Below are 23,260 nucleotides of genomic sequence, written 5' to 3'. Positions count from 1 at the left end.
GGAAGGGGGCCGCGGGGCGCCAGCCCTTTGGCCTAATGTCGATACGCCTGGATGCATTCCTCGATGAAGGCCAGGGCCTCGGCCTTGCCGGCCCAGCCGCCGCTGATGACGTCCTTGGATTCGAGGTTCTTGTACGTGAGGAAGAAGTGCTCCACTTCCCGGAGGAGGTGGGGCGGGAGGTCGGCGAGGGTGTCCACGTGCATGTAGTTGGGGTCCGAGGCCGCCACGCTGAGGATCTTGTCGTCCTGGCCCATGTCGTCGGACATGCGGAGGATGCCGATGGGCTTGGCCTCGATGATGACGCCGGGGTAGGTGGCGCCCACGATGAGCACGAGGATGTCGCAGGGATCGCCGTCGGGGGCCAGGGTATGGGGGATGAAGCCGTACTCGGCGGGGTAGTGGATGGGGGAGTAGAGCACCCGGTCGACCTTCACGAGGCTGGTGACGTGGTCGATCTCGTACTTGATCCGCGAACCGTAGGGGATTTCGACGACCGCGTTGACGATCTCAGGCGAATTTTTCCCAGGTCCGATCATGTGAAGCGACATGTTGCCTCCGAACTCTCCATGGTGCCATAGTCAGGCCCCCGCGGGGAGCCGGAGATGGACCTTGGTTCCCTGGCCCAGGCTGCTCTCGATGTTCATCAGGCCCGAATGGGCCATCAGGATCCGGTGGCTCACCGCCAGGCCCAGGCCCGTGCCGCCCCCGAAGGTGGTGTAGAAGGGGTCGAAGATCCGCGCCAGGGCGTCGGCCGCGATGCCGCACCCGTTGTCCTCCAGGGTCAGCCGCCAGTGGGGCCTGCCCCCCACGTTCTCCCGCACCGCGGTGAGGCCGAGCCTGGGCGAGGGGCGTCCGTCCAGGGCGCGCAGGCCGTTCTGGAGGAGGTTCACCGCCACCTGGCGCAGGAGGTCGGGGTCCGCGTGCCAGGTGGCCGCCTGGGGGACCCGGTTCTCCCACTGGACGTCCTCGGGGAGGCTGGTGGACTTGCGGACGTTCTCCCAGAATTCGGCCAGGGCGAAGGGCCTGGGCTTGGGGCTGATGTCCCGGCTGAAGGTGAGGGTATTGGCCACCAGGGTGTTCAGGCGCTGCACGCTGTCCTGGATGTGGTGGGCCAGCTCGGCCTGGGCCGGCATGTGCTGGAGGTCCTCCACCAGCATCCCCGAGAAGAGCGAGAGGCTGCCCAGGGGATTCCGGATCTCGTGGGCCAGTTCCGCGGCCATGAGGCCCATGGCCTGGAGCCGCTCCTCCCGGCTGGCCTGCTCGGCCCTCAGGTGGGCCTCGGTGACGTCCCGGAGGCTGATGATCTGGCCGGTGTCGGTGGGGCGGCTCTCCTGCTCCATGAAGCGGTCCTGCCCGTCGTCGCCCTTGAACCGCCGGAGGCCCAGGGGCGCTCCGGGCTCCCAGGGGTCGGGCCCGTCCAGGAAGGAGCCGCCCAGGCCCCGGTTGCGGTTGGTGAAGCGCAGCTCGCCGCCGGGCCCCACCACCCAGATGGCGTAGGGGACCGTCTCCAGGACGGTCTGGAGCTCGTTGCCCAGCTGTCCGAGCTGGTCCTGGAGGGATTCGTAGCGCTGCTGGAGCTGTTCCGAGGCCTGCGTGAAGGCCGCGAAGGCCTCCATGAGCTGCTGGGGCTCGGGCAGGACGGTCACCGGAGGCTCTGCTCGAGGACCTGCTGGAGGAGGGGCCGGTCGGTGTTCCGGGGCTCCTTGGCCACCAGGGCGCGCAGGGAGCCCAGGGCCACCGGGGTGCCCAGGGCGGCCAGGGCCTTGCAGGCCGCGACGCGGATCCCGGTGGGCTCGGCGGTGGTGAAGATCCGGCCCCTGCGGCGCACGAGCTCCTCCAGGAAGGGCAGGGCGGAGGGGTCCCCGATGGCGCCCATCACCTCGGCGGCCCGGGTCCGCAGCTTCTCGGGCATGCGGTGGTCGGTGGCGAAGGCGCCCAGGGTGGGGATGGCCGCGGCCGACCGGATCTGGCCGAAGGCGAACATGATCTCCAGCATCGTGTCCGGGTCCGCGTGCGCGAAGGCCGCGATAAGGGCGGGCATGGCCACGGGGCCCCCCACCTTCCAGACGGTGCGCACCGCCGCGCAGCGCACCCGCACGTCCCGGTGGGCCAGGCAGGCCTCGGCGGGCTTGAGGGCCGCCAGGTCCCCCATGTCGGCCATGAGGTTGAGGGTGTTGCGCACCAGGAACCACTTGGGGGATTCCAGGGACTCCACCACCGCGGGCAGGGCCAGGTCGCCCAGGCCGCGGATGACCTCCATGAGCCGGGAGCGCCGCTTGCGGTCCTGCTCCTCGCCCAGCACCTCCACCAGGGCCTGGGCGGCGGGCATGCCCACCTTCTCCAGGTAGGGGATCAGCTCGTTGAGGAGGGTCTCGGGGTTGGAGGTGTGCACCAGCTCCATCACGCGGGCCAGGGAGGGGGGCTGGGCCAGCCTGTCCCAGAGCCAGGCCAGGGCGTCGGTGCGCCAGGGCTCCTTCGATTCCAGGAACATGACCAGGGCGTCCAGTTCCAGGAGGAGGGCATGGGCGTGGCCGGGCTCGCCGCGCTGGACCATCTCGTCCAGGGCCGTGCCCAGGGCCTCGGTGGTGACGTGGTGCACCCGGGGCATGCGCTCGGAGCCGAAGTGCCCGGTGAGGCCGCCCAGGAGGGGCAGCTCGCATTCCGGGGGGATGCCGGGCACGGACAGCCAGTGGGCCACGCCCGCCAGGGTGCGGGCCGCCATCTCCCGGCGGTGGGCGTCGTCGCTGGTGAGGCTTCTGATCACCTCGTCGAGGATGGTGCCGAAGGTGTCCAGGCGGCCTTCGTCCAGCAGCTTGCGGAGGAACCGGAGGCGCTGGTCGTGGCTGAGCTTCCAGAGGTGGTCGTGCTCGGCGACGAGCCGGAGCTGCTCGTCCACGCCCATGGTCTCCCAGTCCATGCGGGAGACCAGGTCGTGGAGGTTTTCCAGGCCGAGCCCGCGGTTGCGCAGCTCGGTCTCCAGGGCCGCCAGGAGCCCCTGGAAGGAGGGGGAACCCTGGAGGATCCCGTGGAGGTGGTCCTTCAGCCCGTCCCAGGTGTCGCCCTGGCCCGCGCCCTGGGCCAGGAGCGTGGCGGCGGCGTGGGCGAAGAGCTCCGGGGCGAGGGCCTGGAAGCCCATGCGCAGGCCCGCGGGGGAATGGGGCAGGGTGTCCAGGCCGGCCACCACGGACAGGAGGGCCCCGGGGGGCAGCTCCTTCAGGGCCGTGCGCAGGCCCTCCATCTGCTGGGCGGTGGGGAAGCCGTCCCCGAACCCCATGCTGGACAGCGAGCCCGCCAGGAACGAGAGATCCGTCGGGCCGGTCTTCTCCAGGAAGGCCAGGTCGGCGGCGACGGCGGGGGCGGGGCCCCCGGGGCCGCCGGCGGCGGGTCCCCCGGAACCCGAGCCGCCTTCGCCGCCAAGGGTGCCGAAGCCGATGCCGGGGCCGCCGTCGCCGGCGGATTCGGGGCCGTCCGTGCCGGGGCCGCCGGGGCCGATGCCGCCGGGGCCGGGGCCGCCCGAGCCGAACTCCTGGGTGCCGGGGCCCCCGAAGCCGGGGGCGCCCAGGCCGGGGCCGCCGAAGCCCGGGGCGCCGGGTCCGGCTCCGGGAGCGCCGGTGCCCTGGCCGTACATGCTGGCCATCTTCTTCTCGTGCAGCTTGCGGAACTCGTGGCGCCACTGCTCGACCATGGCCTGGAGGGCGTCCAGGGTGGGCGCGGGGGGGGCCTTGGGGGCGGGCTCGGCCTGGGGCTGGGCGCCGGCGGGGATGGTCACGGGCCGCATGGCGGGGCCGGCGTCGGACTGCGTGCCGCCCTCCCCTTCGCGCACCTCGCGGTACTGCACCTGGCCCATCTGGACGTGGGGCAGGTTCTTGTCGGCGATGATCCGGCCGGCGCCGCCCATCTCCTCGATGCGGGCGGGTTTCAGGATGAGCAGGTCCAGGAGCTCCTCCACCTCCCAGGCCTCGATTCCCCGGCTGAAGATGATTCCCGAGATCTGCCGCTCCGCGAGGAGCTTCCCGGTGCTCGTGAGGTGGACGCCCTGGCCCTCGAAGGGCTGGCCGTCCACGAACATCCGGCCTCCGGAGGTGGCGATGTGGAGGGTGGGACTGTCCTCGAGCCAGTCCTCGATCTGCATCGTCAGGGCCTCCATGGACCCCTTGGCCCGCGGATGCGCGGCGGTGTACATCAACCTCGTCTTGAGGGCCATTTGAAGAGTCTGCAGGAGTTCCGGGAAGTCGCTCATGGCGTGGCGGGCTCCATGGGATCGCTCCACTCGCGGCGGAGCTGTTCGTAGTAGGTCTCGAGGAAGGCCAGGCGGCGCAGGGCCTCGGCGCGCCCGGCCTCGGTGTTCATGCTGCCGGCGATGCCCCTGGCCAGGCCCAGCCAGTGCTGGCCCCGGGCGAGGATGCCGGAGGTCTCGACGGGGTCGAAGGCCCCGGCGATGCAGTTGTAGTGCACGAGGCTGGCGGCTCCCAGCTTGCTGAGCTTGTCGGCGTCCCAGAGGCAGGCCGTCTCGACGGGCTCGAGCCTGCGGGTCAGCTTGAGGCCGACGTGATGCTCGATGGCGTGGCGGACCGCGGGGATCTTCCCGGGCGGGAAGTCCGTGCCCCGGAGGATGTCCTCCACGGCGTCGCTGGCCTCCTGGGCATGGTGGTCCTTGGCCCGAGGGTCGTTGAGCACCTTGCGGCAGTCATGGAGCCAGGCCGCGCACTCCACCGTCTCCAGGTCGGCCCCCACCAGGGGGGCCAGCCATTTCGCGATCTTCACCGCGGCCAGGGTGTGCTCGAACCGGTAGTCGAAGATGGGCCTGGAGCCGTGCGAGGCTCCCCAGAAGCGGATGGCGTCCGCCCGGGTCTGGGCCCCCAGGGCCTCCTCGCATCGCTCTCTCCAGGGGATCATGACGGTCATTCTCCCACATGCACCCGCAAAGCGTCAGCGGCGTGTGCGATCTCCTCGTACATTGGGCGGTCGTTCCAGGGGGGGCAGGCCGCGGCGAGCCGCTCCATGAGGGGGGCGAGGCCCCTGGCGGGGGCCATGCCGAGGATCCGGACCCCTTCCAGGGCCATGCGGGCCTCCAGGGCGAGCACCTGCTCCAGGGCGTCCACGGCCCGCATGAGCTTGCGGGCGGCGATGGGGCCCATGCTCACGTGGTCCTCCTTGCCGGCGCTGGTGGGGATCGTGTCGACGCAGGCGGGGTTGGCCAGGCCCTTCATCTCCGAGACCAGGGCCGCGGAGGTGACGTGGGCCATCATGAAGCCCGATTCCAGGCCCCCCTCCCGGGTGAGGAAGGCCGGCAGGTCGGAGTAGGCCGGGTTCACGAGCCGCTCCTGGCGCCTTTCGGAGATGCTGGCCAGGTCGCAGGCGGCGATGGCCAGCAGGTCGCAGGCGAAGGCGGGGTACTGGCCGTGGAAGTTGCCGCCGCTGCGGCTCTCCTGGGTCTCCGTGAAGATCATCGGGTTGTCGGTGGCGCTGTTGAGCTCGCGCTTGAGGATGTCCCCGGCGAACTGGAGGGCGTCCCGGGTCACCCCGTGCACCTGGGGGATGCACCGCAGGGAGTAGGCGTCCTGGACCCGGGTGCAGTCCTTGTGGCTCTCGGCGATCTCGCTGGTCTCGCCCAGGATCTCCAGCATGTGGGCGGCCACCTGGATCTGGCCGGGATGGGGGCGGGCCTGGTGGATGCGGGGGTCGTAGGGGGCCCGGGTGCCCCGCAGGGCCTCCAGGCTCAGGGCGGCGATCTCGTCGGCCAGGGGCACCAGGTCCATGAGCCGGGCCACGGCCAGGTTTCCGAGGGCGGTGATGAGCTGGGTGCCGTTGATGAGGGCCAGGCCCTCCTTGGGCTCCAGGGTGATGGGCTTGAGGCCGGCCTTGGCCAGGGCCTTGCCGCCGGGGATGTGGGCCGTGCCGTCCCAGGCCAGGCCTTCGCCCACCAGGAGGAGGGCCATGTGCGCCAGGGGGGCCAGGTCGCCGGAGGCCCCGACGCTGCCCTGGCAGGGCACCACGGGCAGGACGTCGCGGTTGAGGCAGGCCGCCAGGAGGCGGATGGGCTCGGGGCGGATGCCCGAGTGCCCCTTGAGCAGGCAGTTGATCCGCGCGGCCATGAGCGCCCGGGTCTGGTCCTTGGGCAGGGGCTCGCCCACGCCCGCGGCGTGGCTGCGCACGAGGTTGAGCTGGAGCTGCGCGAGCTGGTCGGGGGGGATCACCACGGTGGCGAACTGGCCGAAGCCGGTGTTGATGCCGTAGACCGTCCTCCCCTCGTCCAGGATCCGCTGGATCACCTTCCGGTTCTCCGCCACGCGGGCCAGGGCCTTCTCGTCCAGGGTGACGGCGGCCCCCCGGGCGATGCCCCTCAGGACGCGTGCGTCAAGGTCGTTTCCGTTCAGGCTGGTCATGCATTCTCCGTTGGAAGTGTCAGATGGGGTCTTCCTCGGGCTGCGGCGCCGGCGTCCGGAGGAGCCCGATGGCCACCACGAGGCCCAGCGCCAGGCATCCCGCCGCCACCCAGTAGGGCGCGGCGAAGCCGAACTTGGCGAAGGTGTAGGTGCCCAGGAGCGGACCCACGATCCTTCCGATGGTGGACATGGATGTGATAACGCCGAATAGGCCGCCCTGCTCGTCCCGGGGGGTGATCTGGCTGGCCAGGGCCGAGGTGGCGGTCTGGTTCATGCCCGAGCCCCACACCAGGGGGACCATGACCAGGAGGAAGGGCGCCTCCCAGGGGGCGTAGGGGATCAGGGGCAGGCTGCAGGCCATCATGGCCAGGCCCGCCAGCTGCGCGACCCGCTCGGGGATGCGCTTGGCCACGACCCGCACCAGCCCGCCCTGGTAGATGACGATGAGGATGCCCACGAAGGCGAACAGGTAGCCCACGCCCCTCTGGCTGAAGTTGAACCGCCTGGCGCAGAGGAGGGCGTAGGTGCCCTCCATCATGGCGAAGCCGGTCATGGCCAGGAAGGCGATGAGGAGTATCTGGGGCATCCCGGGGCGCTTCAGGGCGTGCACGAGGGCGTGGCCCCGGCTCTGGACCTTCCTTGCGTGGAGCCTCGCCTCGGGCGTGAGGGTCTCCGGGAGCAGGACCAGGACGAGCATGGACGCGATGAAGCTCATGCCGGCGGCGACGAAGAAGGGCAGGTGCCAGCCGTGGGCCGCGAGCATCGCCTTGCCCGTGGCGGAGCCGGAGAGGATCCCGGCCAGGGCCGGGCCCAGGACGAACCCCAGGCCGAAGGCCGCCCCGATGATCCCCAGGGCCTTGGAGCGCTCCTGGGGCGAGGAGGAATCCGCCATGGCCGCCTGTGCCACGGAGATGTTGCCCCCCGTGACGCCGTCCAGGACCCGGGCCGCCAGGACCCATTCGAACCTCCCGGTCATGGCCATGAGGAGGTAGGCCGCGCAGGTGCCCATGAGGGACATCCAGAGCACGGGCCTGCGTCCCACCAGGTCCGACACCCGCCCGAGGATGGGCGCGGAGATGAACTGGGCGATGGGGTGGATCACCAGGACCACCCCGGCCCAGAACACGAAGGGGGAATCCTTGAGGTTGAGCGCGTGGTTCACCCAGTCCATCCAGGGCGAGGGGTGCAGCGCCAGGTTTTTCGCATAGAGCGGAAGGATGGGAATGACGATGCCGAAGCCGAGGAGATCCACGACGACGGTGCAGAAAATGGCCAACTGGGCCCGTTTTGATGGCTGCATGACTTCTCCAACCTTCTAACATACAGAGTCGGAGCCTCCCTTTCACCTGCGGCGATTTCCCCCTTACCCCGCGGGGCGGATTCATGGTTATCTGGAAGTGCCATGAATTGAACGGACTGTATGAGCTATTATTAGCTGGGGGAACGGCAGCGATGGTCGGTTGGCATGCGGAGCATACCCTGGACACCTCGGCGGAACCCGGGGCGGTCTGGGCCAAGCTGGAGGAGGTATCCGCCTGGCCCCAGTGGGACACGGGCATCACCTACGCCGAGCTTTCGGGCCCCTTCTCCTCGGGGACCCTGGGGCGCATGAAGCTCCGGGGCGAGGGCTCCCGCACCTTCCGCCTGGCCCGGGTGGAGGAGCAGGCCTCGTTCACGGCCCTGGTGAAGCTGCCCCTGGCCGAGATCCACCACACCCACGCGCAGGAGGCCTGCGACCTGGGCACGCGCATGACCCATTCCATCGAGATAACCGGCCTGCTTTCATGGTTCTATGCCCTCACCCGGGGCCGGACGCTGCGGGAGGGCCTGGCCCCCGGCATGCGCACCCTGGCCCGCATGGCCTCAGGTAAATAATTAAAAAATAATCATTCCGGGCGGACGCCGTCGAGAATTTCCCCCACCCTCGCGATGCCCTCTGGGAATTCCGCGGGCAGGAGGCTGCACACCAGGTGCCCGTCCCCCGGCAGGTCGAAGAAGTGCCCGGGGTGGAGGAGCACCCCCGCGTCCCGGAGGATGCGCAGGGCCAGGTCGTCTCCCGGTTCCAGGGCGGGTACGCGGAGGATGGCCGACCAACCCCCCTCCACCCGGGCCCTGCCGAGGGAGGGGCGCCGGGCGAGTTCCGCGTCCAGGGCGGCCAGGTTCGACCTCAGGCGCGCCAGGAGCCCGGCCTGGATGCCCTTCGCAAGGCCCAGGAGGGCGCCGGCGGCGGCCAGGGCCGGGGCGGACACGGACAGGTACTGGTCGGCGATGAAGGCCAGGGGCTCCAGGCAGGCCCGGGCGGGTCCGCCCCGGGCGGCGATCCAGCCCAGCTTCACCTGGGGCAGGGCCGCGATCTTGCTGAGGCCCGAAAGCACGAAGAGGGGGCAGGGCGGGTCCGCCTCCGCAAGGGCGCTGGGGAGGTGGTCCGGGGCAGGCTCCAGGGCGTAGTCCGCGAACACCTCGTCCACCAGGAGCGCGAGGCCCCGCGCGGCGCAGAAGGCCAGGAGCTCCCGCCACTCCCCCCGGGACAGGAACTGGCCCGTGGGGTTGTTGGGGTTCACCACCACCACGGCCCGGGTGCGGGGGGTCACGGCCCCGGCCAGGGCCTGGAAGTCCAGGTCCCACCGGTCCGAGCGCAGGGCCGGCACCTGCCGGGCCTCCACGCCCTCCAGGGCCGCCAGCCAGTGGAAGAGGGGGTAGCTGGGCGAGGGCACCAGGACATCGTCCCCGGGGTCGCACAGCAGCTTGAAGAGCCAGGAGTAGGCCTCGGAGGTGGAGGCCGTGAGCACCAGGTCCCCGGGGTCCAGGCCGTGCCAGGCCGCCACCGCCTCCCGGGCCCGGGCCGGACCCCGGGGGTCCGGGTCGTACGAAAGGACCGCGGGCGAGGACAGCGCCGCCAGGATCTCCGCCTCCGGGTAGGGGACCCCGCAGCGGGTGGGGTTGGAGGAGGTGAGGTCCAGGAAGGGGCGCCCCTCCCGGCGGAACGCGGCGATCTCCCGGGAAAGGGGATTGGACTCGAACGAGCCGGGGAGGCGTCTGGATATCATGGATAGAGGATACAGGAGGCGGTCATGGCCAAGGTTCCCAACGTCGCAGTGCTTCTCTCCGGATGCGGCCACGTGGACGGCGCGGAGATCCGGGAGGCGGTCTTCACCCTGCTGGCCCTGGACCAGCACGGGGCCCGGGTCACGTGCTTCGCCCCGGACGCTCCCCAGGCGGAGGTGGTGGACCACCGCACCGGAACCCGCAAGGACGCCGTGCGCAACGTCCTGGAGGAGGCCTCCCGCATCGCCCGCGTGGGCAAGTGCATGGACCTGGCCAAGGCGGACCCTGCGCAGTTCGACGCGCTTCTCCTGCCCGGGGGCGCCGGCGTCGCCAAGAACTTCTGCACCTTCGCGAGGGAGGGCGCGGCCGGAACGGTGCGCCCCGACGTCCTGAAGTTCGCCTCGGCGTTCTTCGAGGCCTGCAAGCCCGTGGGCGCCATCTGCATCGCGCCGGCCCTGGTGGCCATGGTGCTGTCGGCCCTGGGCCGCAAGGGGACGCTGACCCTGGGCTCGGGGGAGGGCGTCGCCGGCGCCGTCGGGAAGCTGGGCGTCACCCACAAGGCGGTGCCCTCCGCGCGCGAGATCGTCATCGACGAGGGCCTGAAGCTGGTGACGACCCCCGCCTACATGTACGACGACGCCCGCATCTCGGACGTCTGGACGGGGATCGAGCGGTGCTGCTCCGAGGTGCTCGCGCGGGTGCAGTAGCAATCCACGGCCCCATCCTCGTTCATCGCAATCAGTCGGGTAGGCCGGGGAGCTTGCGCCCCCGGCCTACCCGACTGGTTGGGATGAAGGAGATAAAGCCCACCAATCCCCGGCGACAAACAATGGTTTTGTTACCACTTAGTCCTGCTCCTCCAGCCGCGGCGAAGCCCAGGCGCGCACCATGCGGCGAAGGGCCGGATTGACCATGCGCGCGGCGACCAGCAGCCGCTCCTCCTCCGGCAAGGCCTTGATCCAGGGCGACGCCATGCCGAGGACCAGCCCCGAGTCCGGGTTCTCCAGCCCCCGGTCCAGGGCCACCAGCACCTGATGGGCCACCGGCACCATCTCCAGCCACCGTGAGGCCTGCAGCGCCTCGGCCTGGGGGGCGGTGAGGGGAGGCTGGATCAGGGCCTCCAGGTTCTCCGCGCCCAGCCGCGGGTGCTGCAGGAAGGCCTCCAGCACGCGGCGGTCGCGGTTACGCCAGATCTGCGGCCACAGTTGCCGGGGCGCGGCCATGGCCAGGCTGCGGCGCTCGCCCATGGTGAGGCCGGGCCACAGGGCGTTGAGGCGCTCCGTGGCATGCTGGCGGGCCTGGGGGTGGGCCGAGGCGTCCTGGGCGATGCTGGCCAGCGCCCGCCAGGGGAGGGTGGGCAGCAGGCGCGCCCGCAGGTGGGCGCCGATGCGGGGGTGCTGGGCGATCCACCGCAGCAGGAGGGGCCGCCGGCGCACCTCGTCCAGCTCCGCGGCCGCCTCGAGCCACCCGGGGGGAGGGGCGGGGTGCCGAAGGCGCCGGAGGAACTGGGGCCAGGGCATGTCGGGGGGAAGGGGCCAGGTCACCGGACCATTCTCTGCCATTGGCGGCCATTGGGATACTCTAGGGGCATGGAAGCCTGGACATCCTTCACCATCCTCGGCCGGGGGCGCGCGGGTCGGGCCCTGGCGGAGGCCTGGGGGGACCGGGTGGCGCTGCTGCCGGGCACCGCGAGGCCCGAGGGCCCGGTGCTGCTGGCGGTCCCCGACGGGGCCGTGGAAGCCCTGGCCCGGCAGTTCCCCGGCCGCTGCGTCCATCTTTCGGGGAGCCTGCACCTGGACGGCGTCCCCAGCGCGCACCCCCTCACCAGCTTCGGCGGCGCCGCCGCCGACTGGCGGGGCACCCCCCTGGCCCTCACCGGCGACGTCCCGGTAGGCCTCGTGGCGGCCTTCACGGACCTGGGCTTCTCGCCCTTCGTCCTGCCCGCGGACCTCAAGCCCCTGTACCACGCGTGCGCGGTCCTGGCCTCGGGTCACGCCGCCACCCTGTGGCTCGGCGCCCGGGAACTGCTGGCGCGCCAGGGCGTGGCGCTGCCGGGACGGGGCCTGGCCCCCCTGGCCGAGGCCACGCTGCGCAACGTGGAGGCCCACGGCGCCGCGGGCCGCACCGGCCCCTTCGTCCGGGGCGACGCCGCGACCATCGAGCGGGACGCCGCGGCCCTGCCCCAGGGCTGGAAGGATGTCTTCCTGGAACTTGGCGATCTTTGACTGGAGCGAGCATGGCCGTGAAACAGATCCTCCCGGAGCCGGTGCTGGCCACCATCCGTCCCATCAGCCTCTCCATGCACGAGATCGAAGTGGAGCTCAACTTTCCCGCGGAGGCGGTGGAGGGCGGCGCCGTCCTGGCCCTCCCGGCCTGGACGCCGGGTTCCTACCTGGTGCGCGACTACGCGCGGTTCCTGGACCGGCTCGAGGTGGTGGACGGCGCGGGCCAGCCCAGCCCCTTCCGCAAGCTGGACAAGCAGCGCTGGAGCGTGGAGGGCTCCCCGCGCGGCCTGAAGGTGACCTACCGCCTGTTCTGCAACGACCTGACCGTGCGCACCAACCACGTGGACGCGCTCCATGCCCACCTGGTGGGCGCGGCCACCTTCCTCTATCTCGAGGGGCAGCCTTCGCGGCCCTGCGAGGTGCGCTTCGAAGGCTGGCCCAAGGGATGGCGCGTGGCCACCATCCTGCCCCGGCGGGAGGGGAGCTACCTCGCCGAGGACCACGACACCCTGGTGGACTCGCCCTTCGAGCTGGGCACCTTCCGCATGCACACCTTCCGCTCCCGGGGCTGCGAGTTCCAGGTGGCCATCACCGGCCAGCACCCCGGGGACGAGGCCCGCATCGTGGAGGGCACCGAGGCCATCGTGGGCGCCGCGGCGCGCATCTTCGGGGGGTTCCCCTTCCGGCGCTACCTCTTCCTCCTCACGTTCTGCCCCAGGATCCGGGGCGGGCTGGAGCACCGGGACTGCACCTCCCTCCTGGCCGACCCCCAGCAGCTGGAGAGGGCCGACGGGTACTACGACCTCTACACCCTCATCGCCCACGAGTTCTTCCACGTATGGAACGTCAAGCGGATGCGGGACGCGGCGCTGGGCCCCTTCGACTACCTGGCGGAGAACCCCACGCGCCTCCTGTGGTTCCACGAGGGGTTCACCAGCTTCATCCAGTACGACCTGGTGCTGAAGGCTGGCGTGGCGCCCTGGTCCTGGGTCTCCCGGAAGCTCGCCGCATCCTGGACCGACAACACCACCCGGCCCGGGCGCCTGGAGCAGAGCCTCGAGGAGGCCAGCTTCGACGCCTGGATCCGCCACTACAAGCCCACGGAGTTCTCCCCCAACAGCACCGTGAGCTACTACGACATGGGCGCGATGGTCGGCTGGATGATGGACGCCGAGCTTCGCCTGGCCACCGGGGGCGCCAAGGGGCTGGACGGGCTGTTCGCGCTCCTCTGGGAGCGCCACGGCGACGGCCACGTCACCGACCCCGACGTGCGCAGGGCCTTCCAGGACCTCACGGGGAAGGATCCCCAGGCCTTCTGGAGCGCCCATATCCAGGGCCGGGCGCCGCTCGACGCGGCCGGCATCGAGAAGGCGTACGGCATCAGGCTGAACGCCCGCGCTCCCTGGGAGGCCCTGCCGGGCGCCGAGGCCGAGGATCCCGACGCCCTGCGCCGGGCCCGCGTCTGGGCCGGACTCACGTTCCAGCCCGGCGCCCCCGTCGTGCAGAACGTCGTCCCCGGCTCCCCCGCGGCCAAGGGGGGCCTGGGCTACGGCATGGAGATCCTCGCGGTGGACGGCTGGCGCACGGCTTCGGCCCAGGAGGTTCAGGGCCGCCTGGGCGACGCCGGCCCCGGCGACCAGGTGCGGATCCTGGCCGCGGAGCGCGGCCGCGTGGAGACCTACCTCCTGACCCTGGCCGAGAATCCCCAGCGCGTCGTCCACATCACGGCCGACCTGAAGGCGACCCCGGCCCAGAAGGCCGCCTTCCAGGCCTGGACCGGCCAGCCCTTCCCGGTGCGGCGCGCATGAACCCGCTGGACTGGGACCTGGGCAACCTCCCCGGGGGCATCCCCTGGGGCGGCGTGGACGAGGCCGGCCGGGGCGCCTGGGCCGGGCCCGTGGTGGCGGCCTGCGCCGTCCTGGACCGGGAGGCCGCGGCCCGCTGGGGCCACGTGCTGCGCGAAGCCAGGGACAGCAAGCTGGTCCCGCCCGAGAAGCGGGCCGCCATGGCTTCCGAGCTGAAGATGATCCTGCCCTGCTGGGCGGTGGCCGAGGTGGACAACATGGCCATCGACCGCGAGAACATCCTGGAGGCCTCCCTCCTGGCCATGCGCCAGGCGGTCTCCCAGTGCGAACTCAAGCCGCGCATCCTCCTGGTGGACGGCAACCGCGCCCCCCGCACGGGCCTGGCGGAGCGCCTCGTGGTGGACGGCGACGCCCTGAGCTGCGCCATCGCCTGCGCCTCCATCCTCGCCAAGACCCACCGGGACGCGCTCATGGCCGGAATGGACGCGTCCCTGCCGGGCTACGGATTCGGCCGGCACAAGGGCTACGGGACCCCCGTCCACCGCAAGGCCCTGGCCGAGCTGGGCCCCTCCCGCATCCACCGCATCAGCTACGCGCCGGTGGCCGCGCTGCAGCGCCCGGAGGAGGGCCTGCGCGCCCCCCTGGCCGAGGCGATGGAGGCCTGCGCATCCGTCGCCGAGCTCCAGGCCTGGGTGGAGTCCGCGCTGCGCCCGGCCTACGCGCGCCTGAAGCTGGAGTGGATCGAGGCCCTGCGTTCGCGCTACGCCGAGCGGCTGGCCTTCCTCGCGGGGCCCGGGGCGTGATCCCCGTGCGCGTGGCCGTCGGGGCGATCCGCCGCGGCGGCAGGTTCTTCCTGCAGCGAAGGGACCTGGAATCGGCGCGCTTTCCCGGGCTCTGGGAATTCCCCGGAGGCAAGGCGGAGCCTGCCGAGACCCTGGAGGCCGCGCTGCTGCGGGAACTGCGGGAGGAGCTGGAATGGACGCCGGAGCGCGCCGAACCCCTGGGGGCCGTGGAGCACGACTACGGCGGCTTCAGGGTGGAGCTCCACCTGTTCCTCTGCGAAGGCCCGATGCCCCTGGATGCGCAGTTGGCCTGGGGCTGGTTCGCCCCTGGGGAAATGGCGCGCCTGCCCATGCCCGCTGCCAATCTCCGGCTGGTGTCGCTGCTGGGTTCTGGCGCGCCACAACTATAGTTATGAGTTCAAATAGGGGAGCAATGTGCAAATTTGCGCCGTAACTCGCGGAATGTGGGGGTATAGTGGGGGCATGACCTGTTCTGGCTCGATTGGAAACGTGGTTTCGCGGGTGATTCTCGGCCTGGGGCTGGTGTTCTCCCCGGTCGCATGGGGCCAGGCCCAGCAGGGCCAGGAAGTGGTGCTGGAGGCTTCCGCCGGCTCCAAGCTCGGCATCGCCGTCCCCCGGCCCCAGGTCACCGGCCTCGCCGAAGCCAAGGCCACCGGGGACTTCCACGAGGTCCTGATCAAGGATCTGGACGAGGCGGGACCCTTCGCCGTCATCAAGGGCGCCCATCCCGCCGGAACCGACGCCTCCAGCTACAAGGGCTGGGCGGACGCGGGCACCGAGTGGCTCCTCACCACCACGCTGACGCGGGCCGCGGACGGCTCCGTGGAGGTGGTGGCCCAGGTGGTGGACGTCAAGGCCGCCCAGGACAAGAAGGCCCGCACCGCCGTCTTCAGCAAGCGGTACACGGGCAGGGAGGCCGCGCTCAGGCGCATGGCCCACAAGCTCTCCGACGACCTCATGTCCAGGCTGACGGGGCAGGCCGGGGTGGCCTCCACCTCCGTCGTCTTCGTGCGGCAGCTGAGCCCCGGCATCAAGGAGATCTACCAGATGGACCGGGATGGGGCGAACCTCATGCCCATCACCAGCTACAAGAGCCTCACCATCTCGCCCACCGTGGCCCCGGACGGCCGGGTCGCCTACGTCACCTACAAGGGCGGCGCCCCCGAGATCTGGGGCCAGAAGGTCGCGGGCGGGCCCCATGTGCGGCTCTATCCCGTGGCCGGCAAGGTCGAGGGGCACTGCTTCTGCCCCGTGTGGTCCCCGGACGGCAAGCGCCTGGCCCTGGTGCAGGGCGACCGGCGCGGCAACACGGACATCGTCGTGCTGGAAGTCGCCACCGGGAAGGTCCGGCGCGTCACGGACAGCAACTGCATCAACACGGACCCCTCCTGGAACCCCGCGGGGACCCAGATGGCCTTCACCTCGGACCGCGAGGGAGGCCCCCAGGTCTACCTGATGGAGGAGGACGGCTCCAACGTCCGCCGCCTGACCCGGGAGGGCACCTACAACGGCAGCCCCGCCTGGAGCCCCTCGGGCTCCATGGTCGCCTACGTCTCCCGTTTCGAAGGAAAATTCGATCTTTTCGTCTACAAGCTGGGAGATGGGAAGTCTTATCAAATCACCACCGGAGTGGCCAGTTCGGAATCCCCGTCCTGGTCCCCGGATGAACGGCGGATCGTGTTCACCAGCGGAAGCCGGGGGGGTATGCAGCTGTACACCACCGACCTTTCCGGCAACACGCTAAGAAAGCTCACTGCATTTGATGGTTGTCAAAGCCCTAAATGGACGCGGTCCAGATAAGGAAATATTTCGTGCCCGGATGTTCCGGGTCGCGTTAAACTTAATGCGTGTTGGAGGAACCTATCATGCGCTTCGTTCGAAACCTCATTCCTCTTTCTGTGGTCCTGACCCTGGGGATCGGCGTGGCCTGCAAGAAGCCCGCCCCTGCTCCGGTCGAGCAGCCCAAGGCCCCGGTCGCCACCGGCCCGACCCAGGAAGAGATCGACGCCCAGAAGCGCGCTGCTGAAGAAGCCGCCCGCCGCAAGGCCGAAGCGGAGGCCGAGGCCGCCCGCAAGGCCGCCGCCGCCGCCGAGGCCGAGAAGGCCGCCGCCTACCAGCGCGCCGCCGCCGCAGCCCTCAAGAACATCAACTTCGCCTTCGACAAGTCCGACATCCGCGAAGCCGACAAGGCCAAGCTGCAGGCCATCGCCGACTTCATGAAGGCCTATCCCCAGGCCAAGGTCCAGATCGCGGGCCACTGCGACGAGCGCGGCACCGTGGAGTACAACCTCGCCCTGGGCGAGCGCCGCTCCCATGCGGCCCAGGCCTACCTGGTGGGCCTCGGCGTCGCTTCCGACCGCCTCACGACCATCAGCTTCGGCAAGGAGAAGCCCCTGGTCGTCGGCAAGGACGAGGCGAGCTGGCTCGAGAATCGCCGCGACGAGTTCAAGCTCCAGTAGCGGGAAGCCGACCATGTGACATCCAAGAGCGGAGGGACACGTTCCTCCGCTCTTTGTCTTTCAGGAGGTGCCGATGACGAATCGGGCCATGCTCTCCACCCTGACGCTCACGGGCCTGCTGCTCTGCGTCGGATGTTCCTCAGAGGACCGCCTCAAGAAGGTCGAGGACCAGGTCACCGACCTCAAGGTGGAAATCTTCAAGCTGCGCAGCCAGATGGAGGACGCCAACAAGAAGGCCGCCGACGACCGCCAGGCCTCCGAGGTGTCCCGCACCCAGGACCGGCGCTTCCAGGCCGATCTCCAGGAGACCATGCGCCAGCTCCAGGACAGCACCCGGGTGCTCAACAACCGCCTGGGCGACGCCGCAGCAGCGCCCCGGCGCCCCGCAAGCCGTCCCCAGCCCGCCGACGAACCCCCCGCCGCCGCCTCGGACGACGAGAAGGCCTTCAACTCCGCCGTCCTGGACTACAACCGGGGCAACTACGCCCTGGCCGCCGACGGCCTCGCCCTCTTCATCAAGGCCCATCCCCAGAGCCCCCGCACGCCCGACGCGCTCTTCTATCTGGGCCTCTCGTCCTACAACCAGAAGGCCTACGACAAGGCCCAGCCCTCCTTCGAGCGGATCCTGAAGGAGTTCCCCAGCTCCAACCAGTTCCTTCCCGCCAAGCTCAAGCGCGCCCAGTGCCTCCTGAAGCAGGGCCTCAAGCCCGCGGCCATCAAGGCCTTCAAGGAGATCACGGACAGTTTCCGGGGCACCCCGGAGGCCAGGACCGCCAAGCAGGAACTGGACGACCTGGGGTTCTAGCTAGACAGCGGCTCTCCGGCGCACGACCTTGAGGACCTCGAACCAGAGGATGCTGGCGAAGCCGGCGGCGCATGCCATGCCCAGGTCCAGGCCGTGGATGGGCGCGAAGTGGAAGAGGCGCCGGCTCGCGGGCAGGATGAGCGCCAGGGCCAGGAAGGTGATCGTGCCGCCCAGCACCCACCAGAGGGCCTTGTTGGGGTTCCCGAGGCTGGCGAGGATGCTCTGCGTCCAGGACCTGTTGGTCAGGATGATGGCCAGGAAGGAAACCACCAGGGTGACGAAGGTCAGGGCCCGTGCTGCATCGTCTCCGTGACCGGGGCGGGCCAGGAGGTAGACGGCCACGCAGGCGCCCAGGGCGGTGGCCCCCTGCAGCAGGGCGAGTCCGACGGACTTCAGGCTGAACAGCCGTTCCTGGGGATCCCTCGGGGGGCGGGACATGATGCCGGGCTCGGCCTCTTCCGCTTCGAAGACCAGCGAGCAGGAAGGGTCGATCACCAGTTCCAGGAAGACGATGTGCACCGGCAACAGCAGGAGCGGCCATCCCGGGAAGAAGATCGGCAGGATGGAAAGGCCGGCGATGGGGATGTGCACCGCGAAGATGAAGGCCACCGCCTTGCGGATGTTGTCGAAGATCCGCCGTCCGAGCCTGACGGCGGCGACGATGGAGGTGAAATCGTCGTCCAGCAGCACCAGGGACGCCGCTTCCCGCGCGACGTCCGTTCCGCGGCCTCCCATGGCCACGCCGATGTGGGCCGCCTTGAGGGCAGGGGCATCATTGACGCCGTCCCCCGTCATGGCGACGACCTCCCGGTTGGCCTTGAGGGCGATGACGAGGCGAAGCTTCTGTTCCGGAACGACGCGGGCGAAAACGTTGACCTCCCGGATCCGCTCGGCGAGAACCTCGTCGCTCATCCGGTTCAGCTCCGGACCGGTGATGACCTTCCCGGGATCGGAAATGCCGGCCTGCCGGGCGATGCTTTCGGCGGTAGCGGGGTAGTCCCCGGTGATCATGATCACCCGGATGCCCGCCGTGCGGCACTCGGCCACCGCCACAGGGACCGTGGGCCGGACCGGATCCTCCAGTCCGAGGAGGCCCAGGAATTCCAAGGTGAGGTCGTGGTGCTCCTCCGGAAGGGCGGCCGAGCTGAAACGGCCCCGGGCCACCCCGAGGACGCGCAGACCCTTGGAGGCCAGGTCCGCCACGCGGGCCTCGATCCCGGCCTTCTGGTCCGCGGGCAGGTGACAGAGGTCCACCACGGCTTCGGGCGCGCCCTTGGTCGCCACCATGAACTGGCCCCCGCCGCAGTCCCAGGCATGGGTTACGGCCAGCAGGTCCGGGGCCAGCGGGTATTCCTTCGCCAGGGACCAGTCCGGATGAAGGTGCTCCGTTTCCATCAGCCACCTCTTCCCGGCGGCGTGGAGGGCGCGCTCCATGGGGTCGAAAGGGTCCCGCTTGCTGGCGAGGATGGCGTATTCCATCAGCTCGTGGGCCGGCTCCGGTAGAACGTCCCCGGTCAGGTCCGGGGAGCAACCCTGCACATCCAGCCGCTTGAGGGTCATCTGATTGAGGGTCAGGGTGCCCGTCTTGTCGACGCAGAGGACGGTGGCCGCTCCGAGGCTCTCGATGGCCGGCATGCGCCGGGTGAGGACCCGGCTCCGGGAGATGCGCCAGGCCCCGAGGGCCATGAAAACCGTAAGGACGACCGGGAATTCCTCGGGAAGGATGGCCATCGCCAGCGCGATGCCGGCCAGCAGGCCCTCCCTCCATGCTTGCCCTCCTCCGCCCCGGGTGAGGGCGAAGAGGACCACGACCACGACGCAGGCGCTCAGGCCGGCCAGGGCGAACGTGCGCACCAGGCGGCCTGTTTCCTTCTGAAGGAAGGTGGGTTCGACGTCCACCTGCTGCAGGGCCCTGCCCAGCTTCCCGAGTTCCGTATGGAGGCCCGTTCCCACCACTTCCGCCACGCCCTGACCCGCGGTGACCAGGGTTCCCGAAAAAAGGGAGGGCAGATCGTCCCCGCCGGGGACGTCGAGCGCCTTGCCCTCCGTCGAGGCCCTCTTGCGTACGGGAACGGATTCTCCCGTCAGCAGGGACTCGTCCACCGACAGGTTGATCCCGGCGCGAAGGAGGGCGTCCGCCGGGATCCGGTCCCCTTCGGCCACCACCAGGACATCTCCGGGAACCACTTCGCGGCCGGGGATGCGCCGCTGCGCGCCATCCCGGATGACCAGCGCCCGCGGGCTGGAGAGGTCCCGGAGGGCCTCCAGGGCGTGTTCGGTGCGCCTCTCCTGGACGATGGTGATGCCCATGACCACGAAGACGAAGCCGAGGAGCATAAGGGCATCCCCCGGCTCCCCCATCAGCAGGTACAGGGACCCTGCGGCCACAAGCATGATGAACATCGGTTCGCGGACCACCTCCCAGGCGATGGCCGGGAGCCCCCGCCTTTCCGGTGAAGGCAGCTCATTGGGCCCGTGGCGTTCCATGCGGAGCGTCGACTCCTGCTCCGAGAGGCCAGGGAAGCCGCCGAGGTCCAGGCTGGAAGGGCGGTGGGGGCGGGGAGGGGAAGTCATAGCGTCACCATTGCAGTCCTGCTTGCCATTCACCAATCCTGAGTCAACATTCAGGTTATGAATACTCGCGTTGCAGCTTCCCGAACCGCGAAGTCAAAGTCCCGCCTGGAACCAAGGAGGTCGCCCGTCCAGCGACGGTCGAAGGCCACCGTGGACGCTGTCCTGACGGCCGCTGCTCAGGTTTTCGAGGAGCGGGGCTACGCGGAGGGAACCACCAACCGCATTGCGGAGGCCGCGGGCGTCTCGATCGGGACCCTCTACCAGTACTTCCCCAGCAAGGAGGCCCTGGCCGTGGCGTTGCTGGAACGCCACATCGAGGAGACCCGGCGCCGCATGCGGGAGTGGGTGGGCCACATGCTGGCCGAGAACCATACCCTGCACGCATCGCTGGAGGACTATGTCTCCGGAATGCTGGACGTCCATGTCCGGCGCCCCCGCCTCCAGCACATCCTCCTGGAGGAGACGCCCCTTCCGGAGCATGTCCACCGGCTCCTCCTGGAATCCGAGCATCAGTATGCGCGCACGCTGGCGGGGCTGCTTCGCACCTATCCCGATGTGCGGCACCCCGCACTGGAGCATGCCGCCTATGTGGTCATCCATACGGTGGAGGCGCTGACGCATCGGTTCGCCGCCCATCCGGAGGATCCCGCGATCGACCAGAGTTCCCTGTCGGCCGAACTGGTGGCGATGCTGGAGGCCTACCTGTCGGCCCGGAGCCTCAGGCAGGCTCCTGGCTGATCCGGTCCGTCCAGCGGTAGCCCTCGCCGCCCACGGTGGCGATGTGGCGGTTCTTGTCGTCGTCGCCCAGCTTCTTGCGCAGGTTGGCCACGTGCACGTCCACCGTCCGGGGCGAAGGCCGGGCGTCGGCTTCCCACGCCAGGCGCAGCAGGTCCGAGCGGCTGTGGGTGCGGCCGGGGTAGGTCACGAGGATTTCCAGGATCCGCATCTCCCGGCTGGTGAGTTCCAGGTTCCTGCCGTCCCGGGTGGCCGTCATGGCGGTGAAATCGAAGTGGTAGGGGCCGCTGGTGAGGACCTTGGGCGGCTCGGCGGCGCGGGTCCGGCGCAGGATGGCCCGGATTCGGGCCACCAGCTCCAGGACGGAAAAGGGTTTCACCAGGTAGTCGTCCGCGCCCAGGCTGAGCCCCTTGACGCGGTCGGCCTCGGCGCCCCGCGCGGTGAGCATGAGGACGGGCACGTCGTCGTTGGCCCTGCGCAGCGCCTCGATGACCTTGAAACCGTCCAGGTGGGGCAGCATGAGGTCCAGGAGGATGAGGTCCGCGCGGCGCCTGGCATGGGCCGCCAGGGCGGGGATCCCGTCACCCGCCACCTCGACGGAAAAGCCTTCGAATTCAAGATTCGTGACGAGCAGTTGCTGAAGCTCGACTTCGTCCTCGACTACAAGGAGGTGTGCCAATTCATGACTCCGGAACTATGAAATATTAACATGCGAGCTGGATCTCCAAGGTCGCGCAAAGGCCCCGTCCCGGTTCGGACGCGAAGGTCAGCCCCCAGCCCTCCCGCTCCACGACCTTGATGAGGAGGCTGAGGCCGAGGCCCTGGCCGTCCTTCCGGAAACCCTCCTTGCCCTTCTCCCGAATGCGCATGAATGGACGGCCCAGCGTCCGCATGTCCATGGAGTCCAGGCCGGGCCCCTGATCGCAGACCTTGATCAGGAAGCGCTTGCGCACGCGCGAGGTTTCCACCGTCACCGTGCCCGCGCCATGGAACAGCGCGTTCTCCACCAGGGTGAAGAGGGCGGCCCGGAGGGAGGGCAGGGCCGCCCGGCCCGCCTGGTCCGAACAGGTCAGCACCAGGCGCCGGTTCTCCGCCTCGAACGCGGGGGCCAGGTCCTCGGCGACGCCCTGGATCCACTGGGGGCTCACCACCTGCTGCGGGCCCGACTCCGAGGGGCCCTGGATGGCCATCAGGGCATGCTCGATGATCGTGGACAGGCGGTCGGCCTCCTCGCCGATCTGGATCAACTGGGAATCCAGCTGGTCGGGGGGGAGGCGCCCCAGGCGCAGGGTGTCGCACCGGAACTTCAGGATGGCCAGCGGGGTCTTGAGGCTGTGGGTCATGGAGGCCATGCGGTCCGCGTCCAGGGTGGCCTTGCGCCGGGCCCGGGCCCGGAGGTAGAGGGCCAGCACCAGGGACAGGCCCACGATCACGGCCAGGGCCGCGGCCAGGGCGAACTGCACGCGCAGGTTGAGCTGGATGGCCCGGCCCTCGGCCCGGAAGGGGATGACGGTGAAGGTCCAGCCCGGGAATTCGTTGCTGATGAGCTGCACCGAGAAGGCGGAATGGACCCCCCAGTAGGGGTCGCCCTGCAGGTGGGGCTCCGCGCCCCAGGCCTGGGGCGACAGGTCCTTGCGGGACTCGTCGCCGTCCTTCAGCAGCACTACCCGGAAGCTCCGGGTGGGCCCGAAATGGTTGCGCAGGAACTGCTCGACTTCGGGGCTGCCTTCGCGCCAGGCCTTGGCCACGGCCCACCGGTCCCCCTGCAGGACGACCTTGGGGCCGCTGCGTTGTTCCCCTGGCAACACATCCGTGGGGAAGGAGATGAATACCTGGTCCTTCTCGGCCTTGGCGAACCAGGCGTTCAGGGTGGCCGCCTCGGCGGCCCCTTCCGCCCGCACGAGCGCGTCCCCCCTGCGGATCCATAGGCTCCGGGGGGCCGACCGGGCCCGAACGGCCAGGACCAGGGGTTCGGCGTTGAGGAACTCCTTCACCACCGGCTCGTCCCCGCGGGTGAAATCCGGCAGGCGGGGCAGGGTCATCCAGTCCGTCTCCACGCGGGAGATCTCGCTCATCCTGGGCTGGGACCACGCGTCAACCACCTTGTCGGCCTTCCACTTGCGCCAGACGAAGGGGGCGAGTACCAGCAGGATGGCCATGGACACGGCCAGAAGGTCCAGGATCCGGAGCACGCCCTTGCGCAGGAAGGTCCAGGCGTCGGAATGCCGGTTGTCCTGTTCGCGGAAAGGGCGGAAGCGGGCCACACGCCGGACCGTCATGGGAATCCTCGGGATGAACCATCAAGCATAGCTGACTGCCATCCCGCTCGTCAGGTGTGACGAACGACCAATGGAGCGGCGATAGGATGGATGGATAAGAAATTGCGGAATGGCCCACGGGTGTTCCTCCCCCAGCCAGCCGCC

The 23,260-nt window shown here is 70.1% G+C and carries 21 protein-coding genes; 10 read left to right on the top strand and 11 right to left on the bottom strand.

Annotation, left to right across the window (positions count from 1 at the left end):
- Positions 1-32 precede the first annotated feature (32 nt).
- Genes RAH40_RS05720 through RAH40_RS05695 form a run of 6 tightly spaced genes read right to left on the bottom strand, consistent with a single transcriptional unit; the run spans position 33 to position 7,686 of the window.
- Entirely contained in the window at positions 33-548 is a 516-nt protein-coding gene (locus RAH40_RS05720; protein ID WP_306601126.1) for an inorganic diphosphatase, read from the bottom strand.
- Between the two features lie 30 nt (positions 549-578).
- The gene (locus tag RAH40_RS05715) at positions 579-1,646 is read right to left on the bottom strand and encodes a PAS domain-containing sensor histidine kinase (protein WP_306601125.1); all 1,068 of its coding nucleotides are present in this window, start codon (positions 1,644-1,646) and stop codon (positions 579-581) included.
- A complete protein-coding gene (locus RAH40_RS05710; protein ID WP_306601124.1) occupies positions 1,643-4,240 on the bottom strand; it encodes a HEAT repeat domain-containing protein in 2,598 nt (865 codons plus the stop codon). The genes RAH40_RS05715 and RAH40_RS05710 overlap by 4 nt, the downstream gene beginning before the upstream one ends.
- Positions 4,237-4,896: an HD domain-containing protein gene (locus RAH40_RS05705; protein WP_306601123.1), complete on the bottom strand. Its 660-nt coding sequence runs from the start codon at positions 4,894-4,896 to the stop codon at positions 4,237-4,239. Before RAH40_RS05705 ends, RAH40_RS05710 begins: the two co-directional genes overlap by 4 nt.
- A gap of 5 nt (positions 4,897-4,901) precedes the next feature.
- Positions 4,902-6,386 (bottom strand): histidine ammonia-lyase, encoded by a 1,485-nt coding sequence (gene hutH, locus RAH40_RS05700; protein ID WP_306601122.1) that lies wholly within the window; start codon positions 6,384-6,386, stop codon positions 4,902-4,904.
- 19 nt (positions 6,387-6,405) lie between these two features.
- Complete coding sequence (locus tag RAH40_RS05695; protein WP_306601121.1) at positions 6,406-7,686, bottom strand: MFS transporter; 1,281 nt, start codon at positions 7,684-7,686, stop codon at positions 6,406-6,408.
- A 152-nt stretch (positions 7,687-7,838) separates the two neighbouring features.
- Between RAH40_RS05695 and RAH40_RS05690 the strand changes: the two genes are divergently transcribed.
- Positions 7,839-8,261: a hypothetical protein gene (locus RAH40_RS05690; RefSeq protein ID WP_306601120.1), complete on the top strand. Its 423-nt coding sequence runs from the start codon at positions 7,839-7,841 to the stop codon at positions 8,259-8,261.
- An 11-nt stretch (positions 8,262-8,272) separates the two neighbouring features.
- Here the strand turns inward: RAH40_RS05690 and RAH40_RS05685 are convergent, their stop codons facing one another.
- Complete coding sequence (locus RAH40_RS05685; protein ID WP_306601119.1) at positions 8,273-9,433, bottom strand: pyridoxal phosphate-dependent aminotransferase; 1,161 nt, start codon at positions 9,431-9,433, stop codon at positions 8,273-8,275.
- A 24-nt stretch (positions 9,434-9,457) separates the two neighbouring features.
- Between RAH40_RS05685 and elbB the strand changes: the two genes are divergently transcribed.
- Positions 9,458-10,138 carry an isoprenoid biosynthesis glyoxalase ElbB gene (gene elbB / locus RAH40_RS05680; protein ID WP_306601118.1) on the top strand — a complete coding sequence of 227 codons (681 nt, stop codon included), beginning with the start codon at positions 9,458-9,460 and terminating at the stop codon, positions 10,136-10,138.
- A 138-nt stretch (positions 10,139-10,276) separates the two neighbouring features.
- On the opposite strand, the gene RAH40_RS05675 is transcribed toward elbB, so the two are convergent.
- Complete coding sequence (locus RAH40_RS05675; protein WP_306601117.1) at positions 10,277-10,975, bottom strand: hypothetical protein; 699 nt, start codon at positions 10,973-10,975, stop codon at positions 10,277-10,279.
- A gap of 45 nt (positions 10,976-11,020) precedes the next feature.
- Here RAH40_RS05675 and RAH40_RS05670 point away from each other — a divergent pair, with 45 nt between their 5' ends.
- The 7 genes from RAH40_RS05670 (at position 11,021) to RAH40_RS05640 (ending at position 17,528) form a co-directional block, all read left to right on the top strand.
- Positions 11,021-11,656, top strand: coding sequence for a DUF2520 domain-containing protein (locus RAH40_RS05670; protein ID WP_306601116.1), 636 nt, complete (start codon positions 11,021-11,023; stop codon positions 11,654-11,656).
- 11 nt (positions 11,657-11,667) lie between these two features.
- Entirely contained in the window at positions 11,668-13,464 is a 1,797-nt protein-coding gene (locus RAH40_RS05665) for a M61 family metallopeptidase (protein WP_306601115.1), read from the top strand.
- Positions 13,461-14,264 (top strand): ribonuclease HII, encoded by an 804-nt coding sequence (locus RAH40_RS05660; RefSeq protein ID WP_306601114.1) that lies wholly within the window; start codon positions 13,461-13,463, stop codon positions 14,262-14,264. Before RAH40_RS05665 ends, RAH40_RS05660 begins: the two co-directional genes overlap by 4 nt.
- A complete protein-coding gene (locus tag RAH40_RS05655; protein WP_306601113.1) occupies positions 14,261-14,653 on the top strand; it encodes an NUDIX domain-containing protein in 393 nt (130 codons plus the stop codon). Before RAH40_RS05660 ends, RAH40_RS05655 begins: the two co-directional genes overlap by 4 nt.
- Before the next feature lie 100 nt (positions 14,654-14,753).
- Positions 14,754-16,064 (top strand): hypothetical protein, encoded by a 1,311-nt coding sequence (locus RAH40_RS05650; protein ID WP_306601112.1) that lies wholly within the window; start codon positions 14,754-14,756, stop codon positions 16,062-16,064.
- A 65-nt stretch (positions 16,065-16,129) separates the two neighbouring features.
- On the top strand, positions 16,130-16,723 hold the full coding sequence (locus RAH40_RS05645; protein WP_306601110.1) for an OmpA family protein: 594 nt from the start codon (positions 16,130-16,132) through the stop codon (positions 16,721-16,723).
- Between the two features lie 73 nt (positions 16,724-16,796).
- Positions 16,797-17,528 (top strand): tol-pal system YbgF family protein, encoded by a 732-nt coding sequence (locus tag RAH40_RS05640; protein WP_306601109.1) that lies wholly within the window; start codon positions 16,797-16,799, stop codon positions 17,526-17,528.
- On the opposite strand, the gene RAH40_RS05635 is transcribed toward RAH40_RS05640, so the two are convergent.
- Positions 17,529-20,102, bottom strand: a complete 2,574-nt coding sequence (locus RAH40_RS05635) for a cation-translocating P-type ATPase (RefSeq protein ID WP_306601108.1) — start codon at positions 20,100-20,102, stop codon at positions 17,529-17,531.
- Positions 20,103-20,252: 150 nt separating this feature from the next.
- Here RAH40_RS05635 and RAH40_RS05630 point away from each other — a divergent pair, with 150 nt between their 5' ends.
- Entirely contained in the window at positions 20,253-20,840 is a 588-nt protein-coding gene (locus tag RAH40_RS05630; RefSeq protein WP_306601107.1) for a TetR/AcrR family transcriptional regulator, read from the top strand.
- Here the strand turns inward: RAH40_RS05630 and RAH40_RS05625 are convergent.
- Together RAH40_RS05625 and RAH40_RS05620 are read right to left on the bottom strand one after the other, a co-directional pair.
- Complete coding sequence (locus tag RAH40_RS05625) at positions 20,821-21,516, bottom strand: response regulator transcription factor (protein WP_306601106.1); 696 nt, start codon at positions 21,514-21,516, stop codon at positions 20,821-20,823. The genes RAH40_RS05630 and RAH40_RS05625 overlap by 20 nt on opposite strands.
- A 25-nt stretch (positions 21,517-21,541) precedes the next feature.
- Positions 21,542-23,116, bottom strand: coding sequence for a HAMP domain-containing sensor histidine kinase (locus RAH40_RS05620; RefSeq protein WP_306601105.1), 1,575 nt, complete (start codon positions 23,114-23,116; stop codon positions 21,542-21,544).
- Positions 23,117-23,260 lie beyond the last annotated feature (144 nt).

It is taken from the genome of Geothrix sp. 21YS21S-2, assembly GCF_030846775.1.
GTDB lineage: Bacteria > Acidobacteriota > Holophagae > Holophagales > Holophagaceae > Mesoterricola.
The sequence above is the reverse complement of the archived record's forward strand: the minus strand, read 5'-3'. Positions and strand labels throughout refer to the sequence as shown.

Coding starts and splice junctions, on each gene's coding strand:
- RAH40_RS05720 (WP_306601126.1), bottom strand. CDS start 548: ATGTCGCTTCACATGATCGGACCTGGGAAAAATTCGCCTGAGATCGTC.
- RAH40_RS05710 (WP_306601124.1), bottom strand. CDS start 4,240: ATGAGCGACTTCCCGGAACTCCTGCAGACTCTTCAAATGGCCCTCAAG.
- RAH40_RS05705 (WP_306601123.1), bottom strand. CDS start 4,896: ATGATCCCCTGGAGAGAGCGATGCGAGGAGGCCCTGGGGGCCCAGACC.
- hutH (WP_306601122.1), bottom strand. CDS start 6,386: ATGACCAGCCTGAACGGAAACGACCTTGACGCACGCGTCCTGAGGGGC.
- RAH40_RS05695 (WP_306601121.1), bottom strand. CDS start 7,686: ATGCAGCCATCAAAACGGGCCCAGTTGGCCATTTTCTGCACCGTCGTC.
- RAH40_RS05690 (WP_306601120.1), top strand. CDS start 7,839: ATGGTCGGTTGGCATGCGGAGCATACCCTGGACACCTCGGCGGAACCC.
- RAH40_RS05685 (WP_306601119.1), bottom strand. CDS start 9,433: ATGATATCCAGACGCCTCCCCGGCTCGTTCGAGTCCAATCCCCTTTCC.
- elbB (WP_306601118.1), top strand. CDS start 9,458: ATGGCCAAGGTTCCCAACGTCGCAGTGCTTCTCTCCGGATGCGGCCAC.
- RAH40_RS05670 (WP_306601116.1), top strand. CDS start 11,021: ATGGAAGCCTGGACATCCTTCACCATCCTCGGCCGGGGGCGCGCGGGT.
- RAH40_RS05665 (WP_306601115.1), top strand. CDS start 11,668: ATGGCCGTGAAACAGATCCTCCCGGAGCCGGTGCTGGCCACCATCCGT.
- RAH40_RS05660 (WP_306601114.1), top strand. CDS start 13,461: ATGAACCCGCTGGACTGGGACCTGGGCAACCTCCCCGGGGGCATCCCC.
- RAH40_RS05645 (WP_306601110.1), top strand. CDS start 16,130: ATGCGCTTCGTTCGAAACCTCATTCCTCTTTCTGTGGTCCTGACCCTG.
- RAH40_RS05640 (WP_306601109.1), top strand. CDS start 16,797: ATGACGAATCGGGCCATGCTCTCCACCCTGACGCTCACGGGCCTGCTG.
- RAH40_RS05635 (WP_306601108.1), bottom strand. CDS start 20,102: ATGACTTCCCCTCCCCGCCCCCACCGCCCTTCCAGCCTGGACCTCGGC.
- RAH40_RS05620 (WP_306601105.1), bottom strand. CDS start 23,116: ATGACGGTCCGGCGTGTGGCCCGCTTCCGCCCTTTCCGCGAACAGGAC.